Genomic DNA, 20,098 nt, shown 5'->3' on the forward strand with positions numbered 1-20,098 from the left:
CTATAGGTGGAAACATGACAAATTTAAATACATTCAACTTTGATCAAATGGTATCTGAAAAAGAGGGTAAACCAGTTACCACTTCTTTAAAGGTTGCTGAATATTTTGGTAAGCAACATAAGCATGTTCTTAGAGACCTTAAAAAACTAGATTGTTCTAATGAATTTATTGAGTCCAATTTTGGACTCAGTGAATATATTGACCAAAGAGGCCGAAGATTACCTATGTATACAATGACTAAAAATGGTTTTATGTTTTTGGTAATGGGTTTCACAGGTGCAAAAGCGGCGGCAATAAAAGAAGCCTATATTAATGCCTTTGATTGGATGCATGAACAACTAAATAATATTAGTAAGTCCTATATGGAAATGCTCAATAAAGCCATGCTTCAATTTAAGCAAGAGCAAAGTATAGCTAGTTATGCTGGTAGGACATTAAGACACTGGCAAGACAGCAAGCCAATGTTAGAAAGCAAAATTAATGAAATCGCCTCAAAGGCACAATTAAAACTCGAGTTAGCTAATGGACACTATCACTAAATACGCTTCTATAGGTTTAGGTGCTATATGCGCTTTGCTCATTATCTACTGCCTACTCTTACGAAACGATAGAGATAACGCATTAAATGAGATAGACAATCTCAATGGTCAGCTTTATACAGTTATAAAAACTAACCTAAACCTAAAAGGCTCTATTGATCAACTAGAGAAGCAAGCAGAGCAAAACAGGTTCTACATAACTAAGCTTGAAGATCAAAAAGCAGAAACAAGCAAAAGAACTATGGAAGAACTAGAAAAGTTTAAAACCACAAAGCGAACTAACCAGCCTGTAAATGATTGGGTTAATACTAAACTACCAAAGGGGATTTATTAGTTATGTTTGATGGGTTACAAAAATTAATAATTGCCTTGGTGGTCATAATGCCAATTATAGGGTGGATTCTTATAGAGGGATTGATATGGTTATTTTCTCACTTAAAAATTATATAGCTTTAGCAATATTCAGCTCCCTAGCGGCTTGTACTAACAAATAAGTAGTAACCGAAGTAAAGACGGTTTTTATCAAGCCGCCAGTAATAACTCCATGTACACGTTACTCAATCCAAGAATGCAAGCCTGAGACAAACGGTGAGCTATTCGAATGTACGCTAGAGATAACCAAGCAACTTAATTTATGTGCTGATCAGGTAGACAGTTTAAGGAGTTGGCAAGACCAACAATGAGCAATGACCTATTAAGTGCTATTAATAGATTAATAGAAGCACAGCAAGCATTAACCGAATCAATAAGAGATAACACTCAAAGCAATAGAGAGTTAATAGAAGCTTTACTATCAGAAGAAGATACAGAAGAATCTATTACTACCTACATGGATGGCACACCAATATAAAGGTAAACATTATGGCTAGACCATGCAGACACACAGGTTGTCCTAACCTTGTTACATCACGCAGTCAAAAAGGCTTTTGTGATACTCATGCTAATGAGCGTACTAACTGGTATAAACATGCACAAGGTAAGACAAGTAGCGAGCGTGGTTATGGTTATAACTGGCGTAAACTACGTGAGCGTGTACTAGAGCGTGACAAGTATCTATGCCAGTGTGACGACTGTAAAGCAACTGGACGTATTAGAGCAGCAAATGATGTTGACCATATCGTACCTAAAGCCAAAGGTGGTACGGATAACATGAGTAACTTACGCGCTATCAACAGAGAGTGTCATAGAGGCAAGACATCAAGTGTTGATTCTAAAATTAGCATATAGACATTGGGCTAATAATCAATAATACTATTACTTTTAAGTCTATAGCATTATTAATAAAAGGTTTTTCATGCCTGTATTTAAATCGTTATGTTGTAGTTTATTCGTAGGTGTTTTCTTAAGTTGCAATATTACTATGGCTCAGGAGATTGAGACTGCTAATACTCCCCTTAAAAAGGGAAGGCAATATAATGAAAAGCAAGCTTACCAAGAATTAATACAATCATATTCAATAGCAGCTGATAAAGGTGATATAAGTAAGATGTATATTCTTGGTTTTTTTTATGATTCCGGTATAGGTGTTAAGCAAGACTATCAACAAGCAATGCAATGGTATTTAAAAGCAGCCGATAAGGGAAATGCGAAAGCAATGAATAATATTGGTTTTTTGTATCTACAAGGAAATGGAGTTAAGCAAAATTACCGACAAGCAATGCAATGGTATTTAAAAGCAGCCGATAAGAACAATCCACCTTCAATGTACAGCATTGGATATCTTTATAAATATGGCTTAGGTGTTCAACAGGATTATCAGCAAGCAATGTATTGGTACTTAATGGCAGCGAATAAAGGTAATATAGATGCAATGAAGGCGGTCGGGTATCAGTATATGTTCGGGCTAGGTGTCAAAGAAGATCATGAGCAAGCAATACAGTGGTATGAAAAAGCACAAAAACTACGCGAAGAACAAAACGCACAGCAGTAAGTTTATTGCTTCAAATATACCGCCCTTAGAGGCGGTTTTTTATACTAGTAAAGGTAGGGGGGAGGGTAAAAAGTTCAGAGAAAAGAGCTTGTTGACCGCCCCCCTAGTCTTTTTTTTACAACCGCGAAATAAAAAATTTGGCATTTTGATTATTTGGTGAGTTTATGGCATCTGGAAGAAAACCTAAACCAGTGTCTCAAAAGCTTTTAGCTGGCAATCCCGGCAAGAGAAAGTTAAATAGTGCAGAGCCTAAGTTTTCAGAAATAACCAATATTGACCCGCCCGAATGGTTAGATGATTTAGCCTCTCAGATGTGGCAAAGGATAATCCCTGAACTATTAAAAGAAAAAGTGCTTTGCTCAACTGATCTACACAACGTCGAGTGCTTTTGTGTAGCCTATTCGCGCTGGAGACAGTCAGAGCAAGACGTAGTTAAGTATGGAATAGTAGTAGAAAGCGGAAACGGAAGCCTTACTAAAAACCCAGCACTAACAGCCGCTAATGAATCGATGATGCAGATCGTTAAATTTGGTTCAAGTTTGGGATTAAGCCCTAGTGATAGAGCTAGAATTATTGGTAACAAAGATAGTGAAGTGAATAACGAATTTGCAGAGTTTCTAAAAAATGAGTGACGGATGGATTACATTAATGTTAAAGACGGCATTAAGTGGGGAAAGACCATTGCTGATGGAAATGAGTAAAGGCATCTGACCAATAAAGCGGTTTATGAATATTGATCCTTTTACATAAACTAATCTGCTCATGCTAATACTCAAACTTTACAATTATTGTCAATACCGTGATTTTAGCGTGTTCAGTCACCTGATTAACCCCCTCAACTCATAACAAAAAACAACAGAGTAGGGGGAATGGTTGTACCTATTAGCGTGTAAAGAACTTGGGTTCTCATACGGATGGGTATTAGCAGCATCAGGTTTTATAGGTGTATTTGGTTTGGAAACAGCTAAGTACTTCATAAGAAAATTAATCGATAAAAAAATAGAACAAAGTTCTAGCTATCAAAACAGATACAGAAACGAGGATGACGATTTATGAGCCTACTAAGAGGAATAAGAAACAATAATCCAGGTGATATACATTGAGGTATTAAATGTCAAGGATTAGTGTCTGAATCAGAAAGGACGGTTCAATCAACTATTAATTGTTATGCTCCATCTAATAAAAATAACACACAAGGCTATATTCAACGAGCATGTACCAAATTAGGTGTTCAGTCAGACGAACCAATTAAGCTCACGGATGCAGTATTTTATCGGTTAGTAAAAGCTATTTACGGAGTAGAGAATGGAAACGATTACACTAATTACTACCCAAGAGAAGCTATAGAACAATCTATAGGATTAGCAAAAAGATGATAGTTAGGAAATAAAACAGTTACAAATAGCAAAATTATAGCTGCCCATCGAGGCGGTTTTTTGCGCCTGCAAGATAGGTTATCAAAACTACAGAAAACCTTCCATAAATTATTTCTTAAATAGGAAAAATATGAAAAAATCTATCATTTCAGTATTCATTTTAGTAAGTTTTACTGCTTACATTTATGCAAAAGAAAATACTAATATCGCTAATGATTTAAAAGCTAGATACAATGATTCAACTAAAATTTGCATGGGAGATAAGCCTGCCTATCAATGTTCGGGTATTATGATTCGAGGCATTAATCAAGCCAACAATCTCCCACATGCTTGGAGTTTAAAGCCAGAAAATAAACAAAAAGAATCTTTTTCTTTTGCTTTTTTACGGCATGATCAACCTTTTTCGAGTTTCCCAAGAGGCTATGATAGCGGTATTATCATGTATCCTCAGCTAAAAACACCAACTAATAAAAACACATATAAAGTATACTGCGCGTTTCCAATAGATGGAGGAACAGATGGTCGAACTGGACATGGTTGTGGTATATACAATAATGACCCAATGAGCAATCATTGTGATAAAGTTGGTATTACTACCTATAATGCATGGGTTAACAACTTTAATCGAATAATGAATAGCAATGACACTAATTTTGTTGGTAGACAATGTGCCTTTGATATGACGATTTCCTCAAGAGGAAAGGATTTCGATATTATCAGGCAGGCTAACCAATATATCCAAAAAAACTCAACTAAATATTACATGCGCAATAACGAACTGTTAGTTCATGCATGGAATGAAGATAATGCAGCACCTTTACCATTAGAAGCCTTTTTCTATTTGATAGGCTCCACTGATGGCTTAAAACATGCTCAAGAATTCCAAAAGGATTATTACAACCAGACCAATAAAGAAATTGTACCGATTGTAGGAATTAAATTACCTAAAACCCCAAATGATACATTGACAGTTACCTATAGCAAATCTGACCAAATAGTAAGTGGTGGTGGTGGCGGTGGTGGATCTCAATCTACAGAAAGCTTTAAAAGTGGCCCTTTTTACAAAAATACAATACTAAGTAGTATATTAGCTAATGCAAAAACTACGGTAAAAAAGGGGGATAAACTTCATATTAAAATCAGTAGCAATAGGAATGGTAAAGTTTGGTTCTATCAAAGCAAACCTGTAGATAATCCAAATTATGTAGTCAATTCACTATCAAACTCTGCTGATGGGGTTTCAGGTTCGATAAATATAACGCTATTGAATGGAGGGAAATTAGCAGACTTGATTGGAGGAAGCTTGGAATACCAGTTTAGCGATGGGAGTACTACTAAGGCTGCGTACTTTAATACGGAAATTACAGTACTTAAATAAATAATAAACATTAAAAACTATTAATGAAAGCCGCCATATAAAATATGGTGGCTTTTATATGCCCATTAGTACAGGCTTTCACAGAGAAACATACAGAATAGTGTTTAAGAGAGTTGTGAATTTTTTTCTAAGTTCTAGACCGCTATTTCTGGACTAGATTAACCATTATTCTAAAGTAAGTGGATGCATGAAAAGCTTACGTGCATTCAATTTTGATCAAATGGTATCTGAAAAAGGGGATGGTGTAGATGACACTCTTAAAGATGCGGTACTGCTAAATGCTATTTCTAAAGAGATTAAAAAGCAAAGTCAGAATTTATAGATGGAACTTTAGATAGAGAAGATGTGTTAGTACATTATATCAACCAATTTAGTAATATTTTGATGATTATTAGGGGTGAGTCCAATTTTTCAATTAACTCATTAATGGCTTAGAGGTTTTTCAGTAATATAATAGGTATTAGTAGGATAAAAAATGAAGAATTTGTTATTTACGCTATCTATAGAGTAGAAACTGGATTAACCAAGATAGGAAGAAGTACACACTTTAATGAATGGAAAAGGGCTATTATACGGTGAGCGATTGATTGGGGGAGCGGTCGCTAGTGCTGGTATTTATGCGGAGGATAAAGCATAATCTATCTATTGATGACTTGCAGATACTGAAACATGAAACTAATAATACTACCTATATTGTTTATAGGCTTGATTGGTTGCGATAATAAATCCAATCTTGATTTAAGTGATAATTATCATCACATTGATAGAAAGTTTGGGCTTAAAAAAGTACAAAAAAAATGTAAGCCATTCTTAGATGAGTACTCACCTGATAAAGAAATTTCCACGATAAATAGTTTTCCCATCTCAGGATATGGTTTCACTAGTATTGAACTAAGCTTTACAAAAGAGGGCAGTCTTTGTGTTGTATCATTAAAGAGAACCTTACCTGATAATGATAATAGTAAAATACAAATTAAACAGGATTTTGATAGATTAAATAATGATCTTAACATGATAAATAAAAGACCTTTACATTCCTATACAATAAATAAAGATGGCATGGCTATAGCGCAGGGAGGTTTAGATGAAAATGGTCATGTTATAGGATGGGGAAATAATGAATATATGCGTTATGAAGTTCTAACTATGTGGTCTAAAACTCTTCTTGATACTATAGAGTTTTCTGCATACTTTAAAAATACATATGAAAAAAACTGTTTCCCGAGTCACTTCTCAAACTAACATCTAAAGGGGATGAGTTATGAAGAGAATAATAATGCTAGTTTTAGGGATGCATGGCTACAATACTATCTAAATCTGACTTCTATATGGTAACTTCACATCTTCTGCTATGGTTTTTATGAGATATCATGGAGTTTTATACACAAAGAAGAGAGGCGGAAAGTTATAAAATAGCGAACTATGTTGATCCAACCCTTTCTTCATACTCTATTCTGACGCTCTAGTTCCTAACAGCTCAAAATGCGGATTGTATTTAGATCTCATAAAAAGCTCATTTTTACTGTTTAAATATTTTCACCAGTTTTGATGCAGAGTATAGTGCTGTATAGTCTATGTAAGATATTGATTATTTAGGTTTTATGAACATTTACTTAATAAATTCTCAATTATATACTAATACCTATTTGGTATATTTTACAATATGTAACTCCCTATTACATGGAAAATGAGTTTTTACGCTTTATGATACAAAAAAGAATTCCTTATGCAGTGATTAAGTTTACGTTGATATCTTCACTTTTTGGAGTGCAGTTGATCTATCAAAATGGTATCGCGGCTACAATTACTTGGAACCATTCTAAATCAAGTGATTGGTCGGACAGCTCAAATTGGGTAGGTGGGGTAGTGCCAGGAATTAGTGATAAGGTGATAATAAATCAAAATGAACAGCAAGCACCTATGATTAATAATGGCAGCTTTTCAATAAACTCATTAGCTCTTGGGGAGACAATTGGTGCATCAAGCGATAGTGGATCTTTAGTTATTCAAGAGGGAGCAAAGTTAAATACCGATTACACTTATATAGGGTCTAGTCAAGGGCTTAGTGGTAGTGTCACTGTCACCGGTAGTGGGTCGACCTTAAATGCAAGTCAATCAATGTATCTTGGATACAATGGTAGCGGTTCTTTAACAATAGAAGATGGAGGGGCGGTTAATCTTCTTAATTCAACACTCTACATGGGGGCATTTAATCGTGGTGAAACCGACACTCTAGTTGTTTCTGGAGAAGGCTCAAATCTTAATATCACTGGCTCTGGTTGGTTGTTACTGGCATATGGAAATAATGCTACTAGTCATGATAGCACCTCTATCGTAACAATAGAAAAAGGAGCAAAGGTTAATGCTGATGGAGTTGATGTAGGCTATGGTGGATATGGAATACTGACAATTAGTGATGGTGGGATGTTGAGTACCCAACATGGCCTGGTAGCTCCTTATGAAGGCGCTAGAGGAGATATACTGATTACTGATAAAAATTCTCAATGGGTAATTGATGATGAGTTAACCGTTGCTTATTCTGGAGTGGGTAACGTAGTTGTAAGTAATGGAGGCCTACTTGAGAATAAAGGCTATGCTTCTATTGCTTCCGGAAGTGCTTCAAATGCCACTGTTAGAGTAACAGGTACTGACTCACGATGGTTGAGTGGATTGTTATATCTTGGTTATGGAGGGGATGGCAACCTTATTGTTGATAATGGTGGATATGTATCTTCGGCTGATGGATATATTGGTGTAGCTGCAACATCCACCAGTGCTGCTGTAGTTACTGGCAAGCATTCAATATGGGAAAATTCTGGTGAACTCGCTGTAGGTTATCAAGGTAATGGATCATTAACTATTGCAGAATTAGGTACCGTTTCTGCAGATGGTATAACTCTTGCTTACGATGCAGGTTCTAAAGGTGTACTAAATATTGGAGCTGCTGTTGGTTATGCTCCAGTATTACCAGGAAGTCTCAATACACAGAATATAACCTTTGGTAATGGAGAGGGTACTATTGTTTTTAATCACACAGATAATTCGGGTCATTATGTGTTTTCGCCTAAAATACAAGGACCAAATGGCTCATTGGAAATATTAGCCGGCACGACTACCCTAACCGGATCCAATGACTTTGCGGGTAATGCACACATAGCTCAAAGCGCATCGTTGATGGCAGGAGCTACAAATACATTAAGTGCCAATGCAAATTACACTATTGATCAAGGTGGTTTATTGTTACTTAAAGGATATGACCAAACAATAAAGTCATTATCAAATGCAGGATTTGTTGACTTGACAGGAGCTTCACCAGGGACTATCTTAACGATAGCAGGAGACTATAAAGGTGAAAACGGTTCTTTAATATTTGGCTCTCAGCTAGCAGGTGACTCATCACCTACAGATCAACTCGTTATTGAAGGTAATGCGACAGGCTCAACCTATGTTGCTGTCAAGAATTTAGGTGGAACAGGGGCGCAAACCGTTGAAGGAATCAAGATAATAGATGTACAAGGTATATCTGATAATAATGCATTTATACAACGGGGACGAATCGTAGCAGGTGCATACGAGTATAGCCTAAAGAAAGGCTCTGCGACTAATCAAGACCAGCAAAGTTGGTATTTAACCAGTCCAGGTCATGATAATACGCCTGTTTTACGCCCTGAAGGGATAGGTTATTTAACAAATCTTACCCTAGCAAACACCTTATTTAATTTAAGATTACATGACCGACAAGGTGAGAGAGAGTATATTGATCCTATAACTGGGAAGAAAAAATCAACCAGCTTGTGGCTACGTCATAGCTATACCCGTAATAATTTTAATGATGCATCAGGTCAACTCAGCTCACGGACTAATCGTAATGTATTTCAATTAGGCGGTGATATACTCCAGACTTCTTTTTCGGGAAAAGATCGTTTTCATTTAGGTGTTATGGTGGGGTATGGTTATGTTGAGGGGCATTCAAAATCTAAAATTACTGGCTACAAAGCAGATACTGATCTTAAAGGATATAACACTGGCTTATACAGTATTTGGTATGAAAATTCAGAGGATATGTCAGGTCTTTATATAGACAGTTGGCTTATGTGGAGTCATTTTACAGCAAAAGTAAAAGGTAAAGGTTTAGCTCAAGAAAAGTATAACCTGCAGGGGGTGTCGGGGTCTCTCGAGCTTGGCTATACATTTGAACTGGCTCAGTTAAATAAAGATTATTCACTTTGGTTACAGCCTCAAGCACAAGCTATTTGGGAGGGAGTGAAGGCTGATAATCATACCGAGAGCAATGGAACACGTATAACCAATAATCATGGTAACGTACAAACAAGAGCAGGTGGACGATTAAGATTGATCCCTGAAACTTCTGCTAAATGGTTCGTAAGTCCTTATTTAGAAACAAATTGGATTCATAATAGTAAAGACTATGCTGTCAGTATGAATAAAGTTCGTACAAAACAAGAATCGACTAAAAATATAGGTGAGGTTAAAGTAGGTATTAGTGGAAATATTAGTCCAAACACCCAACTTTGGATGAGTGTGGGGCAGCAGTTTTCTAAAGATGCTTACCGTGATACTACTACCAATTTGGGGATTAAATATAGATTCTAATACTATGATGTTTTTGAAAAAAATCATTACTATGGACTCAATCGGTATGTAGTAGCCAATGGCTAACCTAAAAAATTAGCTAGCGATTAAACAAAAAAAGCATAACCTTGATTTTTTTTAATGATTTATGCACTGAATGAAAGTGATAAAAAAACTCCGAATGAAAGGAGTCTTATCTGTTGTAAAATAGATTCTTTTTATTCCTTTTTACGCTAAAAACATAACCTCTGCGAAGCTGTCAGACTTGCCCAATTTGGCAGGGGATCGATAGACAGTAAGTTTTTGCAGATATCCTCTGATCAAAAAATTAAAGCAATATGTACGTAACATTGTCAAAAATATTATTTTTATTTATTCAGCATATATCAGTTTGATTTTGGATTCGTTTTAAAGTGACTAAACATAATTGCACCTGCGGTTGGTACCACCTCAATTTCCAACAATGTATCATCATCCATGTCAGGCAGATCATAGCGGTTTAATGATAATCGATTCACACGGTATGGCGTTAAGGTACTGACGATGGCATTGCCACGCCAGTCTGTTGTGGTACCATACTGATTATCGACACCCACTCCTGGCTTGCCAGGTAAGCTGACGATCGCTATTGTTTCACCTAAACTTTGTCCTAATGTCAAACCATGCGAATGTAGCACTGCACTACCTGTAATTTCAGCAGTTTGTTGACGGTAGTCTTCACCTTTTGAATAACCTACACGTAGATCACCGGCATTATATTGATAATCGGCACTGTAATCCTCACTGTCGCCATATTTTCGATCTTTGCTGGTACTAAGGTCATAACTCAGGCTGTAGTCATCCAATAGAGTGCCACTGACGCCAATACGCCGACTATCAGTGCTATCTTTTACTTGAGTCCGGTCATAATTTAGCTTCATACGTGGTAAATTGATCGCATCCAATGCCAGTGAAAGAGAGATTCCTATTTGTGACTCCGCTTTGCTATAGCTATAGTTGGTATACTCAGCATACACACTGATATCTAAATCTCCCCAACTATCATTATAGCCTAACTCAAAACTAGTCTCCCCTTTATTATGAGCGCCACGCATTGCTTCTCGTGATACTGTCACATACAGGCTGCTGGAGTCGGTTATATATTGGTTATAGCTCATTTCTAATCGAAACTTTTTTTCGATATCGAAGTCACCAACGAATACCCCATCTTCCCAATCCCACGAATAGATATTTTGTTGCGCGACGGTTTCATTGAAGGTGCGATAGTGTTGTTTGGGGTAATATTGGTATAGCACGCTGAGCGCTGATTCTAATGATGGAAAAGCTTTGGCATAACGTACGCGTGCCATATTACCGCGATCCTTACCTTTGATACGAGGATCTTCAGCCTCCGCAAAACTATTGTCTACCGATATTGCACCCCATGCACCGAAACTTTTACCCACTCCAATGACGGTGCTACGATACATATCTGAGTGAAGTATGCCTGCATATATTGTGGTATCACTAGGTAAGCCATAACTCAAAGAAATCTGCTGAAATAAAGGTTCCTGTTGTTCAACACCAAAATAGTTTTGATATTTACCCACAGTAAAATCATACTTCCATTGGCCGATATGAGCCAAATTTGGCATGGCAGAGTAGGGGATTTTACGGGTACTTTCTGTGCCATCGCTCTCTTGTATAGTGATATCAATATCTCCATCAGGTGCTGGCGGATAAACATCTTTCAAAATAAAAGTGCCTGGGGAAACAAAGGTTTGGTAGATTACCTCACCCATTTGTCGAACGGTTACTTTTGCATTGCTGCGTGCATAACCACGTATCCAAGGGGAAAAAGTACGTAATCCATCAGGTAGCATGCGGTCGTCAGAACTCAGGCTAAAGCCACGATATTTTACGCTATCAAACAAGCTTGATGATGTGTTGCTATCGCCTATTGAGAGTGATGAACGCAAGCGTTCAATACTGCGAAAAGCTACTGCTCTCTCTGTATGCCAAGTTGGATCGCCCCAGGTATCTTTCTGATAAATTGGTTCATAACGTAAACGCCATGGCCCTATATTGAAGCCAGTCGTAATATCGGCATATAGGCTATTTCTACGCTCTGCATCCTGATACTTTTCACCAGCATAATGGGCATAATTGATGTGATAATCTACAAATAATGCGGTGACACCGTTATTCCAACGGCTGGTTGCTACGCCATTTTCCATATTAGTAAATATATCATCTGGAATAACCAGTGTTACTAATTGGGCAATGGGGTCGTAAAAGTGAAGGATATCGAATTTTTCAAGTGCGTCAGGCATAACGCAAAGGTTTGACGAAAAGCGCATCTTATCAACAAACTTATGGCGGACACCCCATTCACGGAGTAGTGGAGCGGTTAGACAAGGCTTATCTTCTTGATAAAAATTAAGCAACACTCGTCCACGATAGGCACCATTTACGATAATATAAGTTTTATTTGCTTCGGCGAAGCAAACTGACGTCATCATCCCTAATAGTCCTAACAAAACAGCATATAGAATAATGGAGTTAACCCTTTTCATTATTCATTCAATAAAAAAGGTGCTAAAGCACCTTTTTTATTATGGTTTATTAGCGTTTTAGTGCAGCTAGTTCAGCACGCGCTTGGTTTAACTCAGCTGTGATTTTTTGTACATCAGCTTGCTTCTCTTGAAGTTTGCTTTGGTATTTAGCAACTTTCTTAGCATCACCTTTTGCTTGAGCTTGGCGTAGATCTGCTTGTACTTCACGGACGTCGCCTTGTTTTTCAGTTAGTTTCTTTTCAAGCTTAGTTACTTTCTTTTCTGCATCTTTGATAAGACCACTGTTAGTGCAGTTAGCATTTAATTCGCTTAATGCTTTTTTCAAGCCTGCAATTTTATGTGTGTTACCGTATTTTTGCGCTTGTTGAATTTGGTTTTCAATTGCTGTACGCTTAGCTGCACAATCGTTACCAGCCGCAGCTGCTGTAGCTGAAAAACCAACACCTAATGCAAGTACAAGTGGTAATACCATTAATTTAGTTTTCATATCAAAATCCTTATTAATTTGCTTCCATATGGAAACGGTTGATTTCATTAGTTTTTAATAAAAAGGTGCTAAAGCACCTTTTTATTATGGTTTATTAGCGTTTTAGTGCAGCTAGTTCAGCACGCGCTTGGTTTAACTCAGCTGTGATTTTTTGTACATCAGCTTGCTTCTCTTGAAGTTTGCTTTGGTATTTAGCAACTTTCTTAGCATCACCTTTTGCTTGAGCTTGGCGTAGATCTGCTTGTACTTCACGGACGTCGCCTTGCTTTTCAGTTAGTTTCTTTTCAAGCTTAGTTACTTTCTTTTCTGCATCTTTGATAAGACCACTGTTAGTGCAGTTAGCATTTAATTCGCTTAATGCTTTTTTCAAGCCTGCAACTTTATGTGTGTTACCGTATTTCTGTGCTTGTTTAATTTGGTTTTCAATTGCTGTACGCTTAGCTGCACAATCGTTACCAGCCGCAGTTGCTGTAGCTGAAAAACCAACACCTAATGCAAGTACAAGTGGTAATACCATTAATTTAGTTTTCATGTCAAAATCCTTATTAATTTGCTTCTATATTAGGAGTCGGGCCTTTCCCTTCCTTTCATGTGCATTGTATGTTTTTCGCTGGTTACATTGATATACCCCTTTTTCCTAATAGGTTTGTAGGAATGGCTTAAGCTATTGTAGTCCGTAGTCGTATTTGTAGGTTGGCTATCTGCTCTTGAACCTTTATAAGAGCCTCCCGACTGCATTGTTTCTCCAGTTGTTCACAGGCTTTAGCCAATTCGTCATCATGAACTAAATGAGCAGAACCTGCCAGTTTATGCGCAAGTGCCGCAATATTTTCGGCATTAAGTTCAACTTGCTCGGCTTCGGCAGCTAATAAGGCTGCGTCTTCGGTTAGGCATTGTTGTAATGTGGTAATAAACTCTGCCAATACTTCAGGCTGCTGTAACGTTGTAGGGAGACATGTGATATCAAATGCTTTAAAAGATTGTTCTGAAGCGATAGGTGTCACTGTGGCCAGTTTTTCCATCAATCCTTTCAAATTAATTGGTTTAAATAGGCAATCATTCATACCAGCCTGAAGGCAGACTTGATGGGCGCTATCCTGCGCATTGGCAGTTAAACCCCAAACTATCATGGCCTGTTGTTTTTTATCTCGTTCCAATGTTCGTAGTTGCCTTGTAAAATGATAACCATCCATATTAGGCATTTGACAGTCGGTAATCACCAGATCAAAAGTTTGGTTTTCACAAGCAGAGATCGCTTCTTTTCCATCGCTTACAGCCGTAACCTGATGGCCCAAAAACGTTAACTGGCGCATCAGCAGTATTCTGCCTGCCCGATTATCTTCAGCAATCAGAATATTTAGGGGGCGCGATGTTATTTCCACTGTTTCTTTGGAGGCAGAGACTTCTAGTGTATCCAATCGTGGCAGCGAGAGCCGCACGGTAAATTTACTACCTACAGACGGATCACTGCTTAAAGCAATGCTGCCTCCCATCATTTCGACCAGCGTTTGGCTGATATATAACCCCAGACCAGCACCATTGCCTGCATCTTTAGCTTGAGAGAAGGGTTGAAAGAGTCGTTTTCTGGTTACTTCATCGATACCTTTGCCAGTATCTTGTACGTCAATACATACATCTAGCCTTCCTACAGTGATTCGTTCTACCATCACTCTAAGGGTTACTTGCCCCTGCTGAGTAAATTTAATGGCATTGCTGACGAGATTTGATAGTACCTGTTTAAAACGTAACGGATCTACTAATACATCGCCATTCACTTCAGTATCAATTTCCAGGTAAAAGTCCAAGCCTTTTTGACGTGCTACACCTTCAAACAAACTGGCGACAGCCTCGATTTGGTGACGTAAGTAAACTCTCTCTGGATGAAGTACCAGACGTTCAGATTCAATACGTGAAATATCTAAAATATCGCCAATCAATGACAGTAAAGAATATGCAGAGTCATACGCGATGTTTAGCAGCCCGTCATCTAGCATTTCACCTTGCTGTTGTTGTCCTAAAGCTAATTCGAGTATGCCAATAATTGCATTAAGTGGCGTACGAATTTCATGGCTCATGGTCGCTAAAAATGTTGTTTTAGCCCTGTTGGCTGCATCGGCGCGTTCTTTGGCCTGTTGTAGTTCATTAATCAGTTGTTCACGTTCAGTAATATCAAACCAACCTCCAACTTTTTTATCGGTATGACCAATGTTACTCGTCAACAACATGCTCCACTGCTGAAGTGTACGTTGTTGCCCTGAACTTATCCATTTACGAGTAATAAATAGCGCATTAGGATAACTATGGTCGGAATACAGGACTTGATCTGCAGTGCTCGATGGACTCAACTGGTATTGGGAAAGTGATTGCCCCAAAGCCTGATGAGAGGTTTCACCAACTGCACGATAAAAATGGTTATTGGCGGCAACGATGCGTTCTTTGGAGTCAGTCAGATAAACCGGTAGTGGTAGCGCATCCAATAAAGCTTGTTGATGCTGTTGTAGCGTACGACGTAGATGGTAGCGTCCCATTAGCCAAGCTAACAATAATAACAATGATAGTGCTAACGTCATGAGTAGTAGCGGATAATAGTCTGCTAGTGTCTCTTTTTTATTACCTGGCAGCTTCATTAAATAGGCTTTACTATACCATTTGCGGGTCATGGTATGCATCTCTTCTGGTGGGATGTTGAGTAAGGCTTTGTCCAAGATAGTAGCCAGTGGGTATTCATTTTCAGAAACTCCCATCACAAAGCGTGCTGGCTCAGTTTCTAGCCCATGGATGATTTTAAGTTTGGCTTCCGGCGCTTGTGAGAGTATATAATCAGCGCTGATTATAGGCAGTACTAGCGATTGTACTCGACCTGTTACTATCGCATCAATTCCTTCCTGCGGGGAGTCTACGGGTAGAATTTTGGTTTTGGGGTATTGTTGCTTGAGAAATGATTCTAAAAGGTGTCCTTTTACCAATGCAACACTCAGCAGAGGCACTTTATCATTAAAATTTTCATCACCAATTAGAACCCATGAGCTAAATAGATAAGATCGCGTAGTTAATAGGCCATTAGGCCATACAGTATCGAGTGTTACACCAGCAACTACATCAGCATTACCTGATTTTACTTCAGTTAGAGATTGCTGTAACGTATTTGCTCGGATCACTTTAAATTTTAGTCCAGTTCGGCTGGTGATCTCTTGCAAAATATCGGCAGTCAAGCCACGAAAATCTCCCTGGGCATCAAAAAAACTCAGTGGTGGAACATCGTCATTTACCACCACTCGAACAATTGGATTTTCTTCTATCCATTTGTGCTCTAGTGATGTAAACAGTGGATGGCGTACATCGGTGTTTGCTGGAACTCCGCCACTCCAACGACTTTGAATTGCTGCGTTTGTACGATCAGGAATAATCGCCAGAACTGCGTTTAACACTTTTAACAGTCGGGTATTATTATTTGCCACTGCAAAGGAAAAGCCATTAATATCTTCTTGAGGGAGCAACTGTAAGCGTAAATTATTGAGATTGGCTTGATTAATTAAATATTGCGCAGACGTAGCATCACCAATAAACACGTCGAGATTATTAAATGACAATGCTTCCATCGCTCGTCTTGGTGAGTCATAAACCTGATATGGTTCAGAATAGCGTTCGGTCAATGCTTTGCGGTTTCTATAAAGACGCTCAATAGCAATACGCTTCGGTGCTTTGGCATGTGACAGACTATCGGTTCGTTCCACTAAGGCTGGTATAGCGGTCAGATAAGGTTTAGTTAATTGGAATTTGTATTTTTCTGCCTCGTCATTGCTGGCATTACCAATTAGGTCAATGTCACCGTTGGCCAGTGCCTGTATCATCAGCTCTTCGCTATTATAATAACGCACCTGAATCTGAACATTAAGGGTATAGGCTATAATGCCTAAATAATCACCATTGATACCACCGTAATCTTGCACACCGGAAGTAATATCGTACGGTGGATAGTTAGGCGTTGAAGTACCGTATATTAAGGTGCGCTTTTTACGCAACCATTGCCAATCGCCGCCACTCAAAGCCGGTTCTGACAACTGTACTTGCTCTCGGCTCACTAGATTCACTTCTCGATATGGTGGTGGTTCTTTTGCGATAGCAGCAAAGCAGATTAACAATAAAATAAAAAGATACTTATTGAACTTCATGTGAGTACTCTTGTATATCTTGATGATCAAGAAGATTGACTAAATCTTCTGGTTTACTTAGCTGTAATTTTTCCATCAGGCGTGACTTATAAGTGCTAATGGTTTTATTACTAAGTATGAGCCTGTCGGCAATCTCTTTATTGCTGAGCCCATTGGATAAGTAACGTAAAACTGTTAACTCTCGATCAGATAATTTTGCCAACATGCTTTTTTTATCATTTATCTCATGTGTAGAAGAAGTTAATAGCTTTTCAGTGATAAAGTCAGGAAAACAGTGGTAGTCCTGAAGAACTAGTTGACACATAGTAGCTAATTGATTGATATCTTGATCTTTGCCGAAGAAACCACAGGCACCAGCTCGCAAAGCTCTTTCAGCATAAGTTTCAGCTGGCAAACTAGTATAGATAATAACTTTGCTTGGGATTTCTAACTGACGTAGATGCTGGAGGATTTGCAGGCCATCCATTTTATTAAGCATAATATCGAGAATGATGAGTTGTGGCTGCTTTTCCTTAATTTGTGCTAAAGCACTGATACCGTCACTGACACTTATAATGGTATTATCACCCAGAGGTGTCAAAATCGCTTTGATCGCGAAACAAATAGCCGGGTGATCGTCGATAATTAACCATGTGCTCATGACAATATCCTTATTTAGAGTAAAAAAATTATATCTAATACAATCCTATAATGAGAATTATTTCATTAGCAAATAGATAAAATATTATTTAATTTATTATAATAAATTGCTGTGTCTGATGCATTTTTTTTTATCTCATCAAAAACTAAGCATTTAAAATACGATATCATATACTAGTAAAAAATAATACCGTCATACCCCTTAGATCACTTTATACAAAACAAAAATTTACTAGCCAAATTATCTCATCCATCATGACATCGAAATAGGATATCAATCTCATAAATCACATTGTCACTTTATTGGTTTAGACTCATATTAAACACTATAAAAAATAGTGATATCGGCAACATTATAAAGATAAAGCAATGAGTGTAATTGGTGTTCCCTACTATAGCTCTTTCTTTAGTCACTGATGTTTTTAGGAAAATTAAGAAATACAAATACTTGTAACCTAAAATATAATGCAGTTAAATGCATTGCAGAAATATGTAATTGGTGTATTTAAAAAGATAGCAAGGCGAAAAAAGACAACCTATAAATAAAAAAGTCTAGTTAAATAAATTAACTAGACTTTATAAATGGTGCCTCGGGCGAGACTCGAACTCGCACGTTATCGCTAACAACGGATTTTGAATCCGCCGCGTCTACCAATTCCGCCACCGAGGCAGGCAGTGCGCATTTTATGGTTTGGCCAGTTTATTGTCAAATTATTTATTATTAGTTTAGGAATATTAAGTGCTTATTATGGTATTTATGCTATTTTGGTAAGACTCTTAAAATATTAATATCTGAAGTTTTAAAAATCTTTTGTCTCTCGAAAAATAAAAAACACAAAAAATCCAAGAGAAATGAAAGCATTCACTATACCTAATAAACATATTGTTAAGATGCTAAGATGACTTTTATTTAACTCTAAATAATTTAGTCCTCCCGATGTCTTTAAAGCAGGAAGAGAGATAATTTCTTCTAATATGGTAAGGCTTAAGACGACATAACCAATTGAAATGGCAATATTAAAAAGAAAGAAAACGCCCCATGGTAAGTTATTCTTTTTTCGAATAACTAATGCAATAACTGTGGTAACAATATACGTTACTAATATAAAAGATAAAGCAGTAAGCATAATCTATGGCTTCTAATTGATATTGAAAACTATCTTTGCTACAAATTTAGCTCTTTTTTGTGATAACTACAATTATCCAATAGGCTAAAAAGCTGTTTAATTCGTGAACAAAATAGAAATATGCTATATACTTAACACTTAATATAGACTTTTTTTATTACAAATAAAGTAGTAGTCAATGCCTATGTATCGTTATAATTAGCCCAGTTTAATAAAGATAAGGCCGAATAATTATCATGTTTGGATTTAAAAAGAAAGAAGTAACGGATACCAATGTAATGGATCATGTTATTGCAAAAAAAACTTCAAAAATAAAGTCTAAGCTATTTTTGGTGGTGAGTAGTATTATAGGGATCTATTTACTCGTTTGCATTGGTATAGGTATTTATTGGAGTAGAGAGCCTGACTTATTCTCTGTCACAGACAATGCAAAACAAGCCGCAGCTTCTTTAAATATTGCTCCCGAAAATATTCCTGTTGGATTTACGACAGTTGAAACATTAAAAAGAATATCTTCAACATTGATTAATAAACCAGGTGGATTTTTGACCAATGATATGTTTCCTCCGGGGATATGGTTAGATAATATTCCTAGTTGGGAGATAGGAGTTCTTAAGCAAACACGTGATATGACATTGTCTATGCAACGTTCTTTTTCACGATCACAATCGCAATCTTCTGAAAACACTAATCTTTCAAAGGCATTCGAAAGCTTTAGCACCGCCCCAACGAGTTGGCTTTTCCCTGCAGCTGAAGAGCGTTATGCTCAAGGAATAGATTTTTTAAATGCCTATGAAAAGCAGTTATTAAATCCAAATAATGCCGATGGTAAATTTTATGCCCGTGCTGATAATTTGGCCGCGTGGTTGGGGCTTGTAGAAACACAATTAGGCTCTATGTCTCAACGTTTGGCAGCAAGTGTTGGTCAACAAAATATTAGTTCTATGTTGCAAGATACAACCGACTTTGTAACCGATAAAGATAAGGTCACCCAAACACCTTGGTTTCAAATAGATAATGTTTTCTATGAGGCACGAGGACAAGCGTGGGCCCTTTCATTATTATTACGTGCAGTTGAAGTAGATTTTAAAGATGTGTTAGCTAAAAAAGAAGCTCAAACAAGCCTTAAGCAAATCATTCGTGATTTAGAAGCAACCCAGCAAACTGTTTGGAGTCCTGTGATTTTAAATGGTTCTGGTTTTGGTTTTTTAGCTAATCACTCGTTAGTCATGGCCAGTTATATTTCAAGGGCGAATGCTGCTATCATCGATCTACGTCGCCTATTAGAACAGGGTTAAGTCT

At 37.4% G+C, this 20,098-nt stretch carries 17 protein-coding genes, 1 tRNA gene and 1 pseudogene; 12 read left to right on the top strand and 7 right to left on the bottom strand.

Annotated features, from left to right (window positions below):
• The first annotated feature begins 14 nt into the window (after positions 1-14).
• From DM558_RS04350 to DM558_RS04390, 11 genes and pseudogenes are all read left to right on the top strand, one after another.
• Complete coding sequence (locus DM558_RS04350; RefSeq protein WP_127162210.1) at positions 15-539, top strand: Rha family transcriptional regulator; 525 nt, start codon at positions 15-17, stop codon at positions 537-539.
• Positions 523-873 carry a hypothetical protein gene (locus DM558_RS04355; RefSeq protein WP_127162211.1) on the top strand — a complete coding sequence of 117 codons (351 nt, stop codon included), beginning with the start codon at positions 523-525 and terminating at the stop codon, positions 871-873. Before DM558_RS04350 ends, DM558_RS04355 begins: the two co-directional genes overlap by 17 nt.
• Before the next feature lie 181 nt (positions 874-1,054).
• Positions 1,055-1,222: pseudogene (gene lysC, locus DM558_RS15995) on the top strand (Rz1-like lysis system protein LysC); the annotation flags it as partial.
• Entirely contained in the window at positions 1,219-1,389 is a 171-nt protein-coding gene (locus DM558_RS15600; protein WP_164731242.1) for a hypothetical protein, read from the top strand. The pseudogene lysC and the gene DM558_RS15600, both read left to right, overlap by 4 nt.
• Positions 1,390-1,400: 11 nt before the next feature.
• Positions 1,401-1,766, top strand: coding sequence for an HNH endonuclease (locus tag DM558_RS04360; protein WP_127162212.1), 366 nt, complete (start codon positions 1,401-1,403; stop codon positions 1,764-1,766).
• A 133-nt stretch (positions 1,767-1,899) separates the two neighbouring features.
• The gene (locus tag DM558_RS04365) at positions 1,900-2,469 is read left to right on the top strand and encodes a tetratricopeptide repeat protein (RefSeq protein ID WP_164731243.1); all 570 of its coding nucleotides are present in this window, start codon (positions 1,900-1,902) and stop codon (positions 2,467-2,469) included.
• 164 nt (positions 2,470-2,633) lie between these two features.
• Positions 2,634-3,101: a phage terminase small subunit P27 family gene (locus DM558_RS04370; protein WP_127162214.1), complete on the top strand. Its 468-nt coding sequence runs from the start codon at positions 2,634-2,636 to the stop codon at positions 3,099-3,101.
• Between the two features lie 874 nt (positions 3,102-3,975).
• Positions 3,976-5,223 (top strand): hypothetical protein, encoded by a 1,248-nt coding sequence (locus DM558_RS04380; RefSeq protein ID WP_127162216.1) that lies wholly within the window; start codon positions 3,976-3,978, stop codon positions 5,221-5,223.
• A gap of 187 nt (positions 5,224-5,410) precedes the next feature.
• Complete coding sequence (locus DM558_RS15895; RefSeq protein WP_267128195.1) at positions 5,411-5,545, top strand: hypothetical protein; 135 nt, start codon at positions 5,411-5,413, stop codon at positions 5,543-5,545.
• Between the two features lie 347 nt (positions 5,546-5,892).
• Positions 5,893-6,465 (top strand): hypothetical protein, encoded by a 573-nt coding sequence (locus DM558_RS04385; RefSeq protein ID WP_127162217.1) that lies wholly within the window; start codon positions 5,893-5,895, stop codon positions 6,463-6,465.
• 462 nt (positions 6,466-6,927) lie between these two features.
• A complete protein-coding gene (locus tag DM558_RS04390) occupies positions 6,928-9,837 on the top strand; it encodes an autotransporter family protein (protein ID WP_164731244.1) in 2,910 nt (969 codons plus the stop codon).
• A 365-nt stretch (positions 9,838-10,202) separates the two neighbouring features.
• On the opposite strand, the gene DM558_RS04395 is transcribed toward DM558_RS04390, so the two are convergent.
• The 7 genes from DM558_RS04395 to DM558_RS04425 all read right to left on the bottom strand — a co-directional run bounded on the left by DM558_RS04395 (position 10,203) and on the right by DM558_RS04425 (position 18,796).
• Positions 10,203-12,371 carry a fimbria/pilus outer membrane usher protein gene (locus tag DM558_RS04395; protein WP_228411811.1) on the bottom strand — a complete coding sequence of 723 codons (2,169 nt, stop codon included), beginning with the start codon at positions 12,369-12,371 and terminating at the stop codon, positions 10,203-10,205.
• A 49-nt stretch (positions 12,372-12,420) separates the two neighbouring features.
• Complete coding sequence (locus tag DM558_RS04400) at positions 12,421-12,858, bottom strand: DUF1090 domain-containing protein (protein WP_127162219.1); 438 nt, start codon at positions 12,856-12,858, stop codon at positions 12,421-12,423.
• 94 nt (positions 12,859-12,952) lie between these two features.
• The gene (locus DM558_RS04405; protein WP_127162220.1) at positions 12,953-13,390 is read right to left on the bottom strand and encodes a DUF1090 domain-containing protein; all 438 of its coding nucleotides are present in this window, start codon (positions 13,388-13,390) and stop codon (positions 12,953-12,955) included.
• 127 nt (positions 13,391-13,517) lie between these two features.
• Positions 13,518-17,030, bottom strand: coding sequence for an ATP-binding protein (locus DM558_RS04410; RefSeq protein WP_127162221.1), 3,513 nt, complete (start codon positions 17,028-17,030; stop codon positions 13,518-13,520).
• The gene (locus tag DM558_RS04415) at positions 17,017-17,670 is read right to left on the bottom strand and encodes a response regulator transcription factor (RefSeq protein WP_127162222.1); all 654 of its coding nucleotides are present in this window, start codon (positions 17,668-17,670) and stop codon (positions 17,017-17,019) included. The genes DM558_RS04410 and DM558_RS04415 overlap by 14 nt, the downstream gene beginning before the upstream one ends.
• 582 nt (positions 17,671-18,252) lie before the next feature.
• A tRNA-Leu gene (locus DM558_RS04420) sits at positions 18,253-18,339 on the bottom strand.
• A 130-nt stretch (positions 18,340-18,469) separates the two neighbouring features.
• Entirely contained in the window at positions 18,470-18,796 is a 327-nt protein-coding gene (locus tag DM558_RS04425) for a hypothetical protein (RefSeq protein ID WP_127162223.1), read from the bottom strand.
• A gap of 236 nt (positions 18,797-19,032) precedes the next feature.
• Here DM558_RS04425 and DM558_RS04430 point away from each other — a divergent pair, with 236 nt between their 5' ends.
• Entirely contained in the window at positions 19,033-20,094 is a 1,062-nt protein-coding gene (locus DM558_RS04430) for a DUF2333 family protein (protein ID WP_228411812.1), read from the top strand.
• Positions 20,095-20,098 lie beyond the last annotated feature (4 nt).

The sequence above is a fragment of the Entomomonas moraniae genome, from assembly GCF_003991975.1.
GTDB lineage: Bacteria > Pseudomonadota > Gammaproteobacteria > Pseudomonadales > Pseudomonadaceae > Entomomonas > Entomomonas moraniae.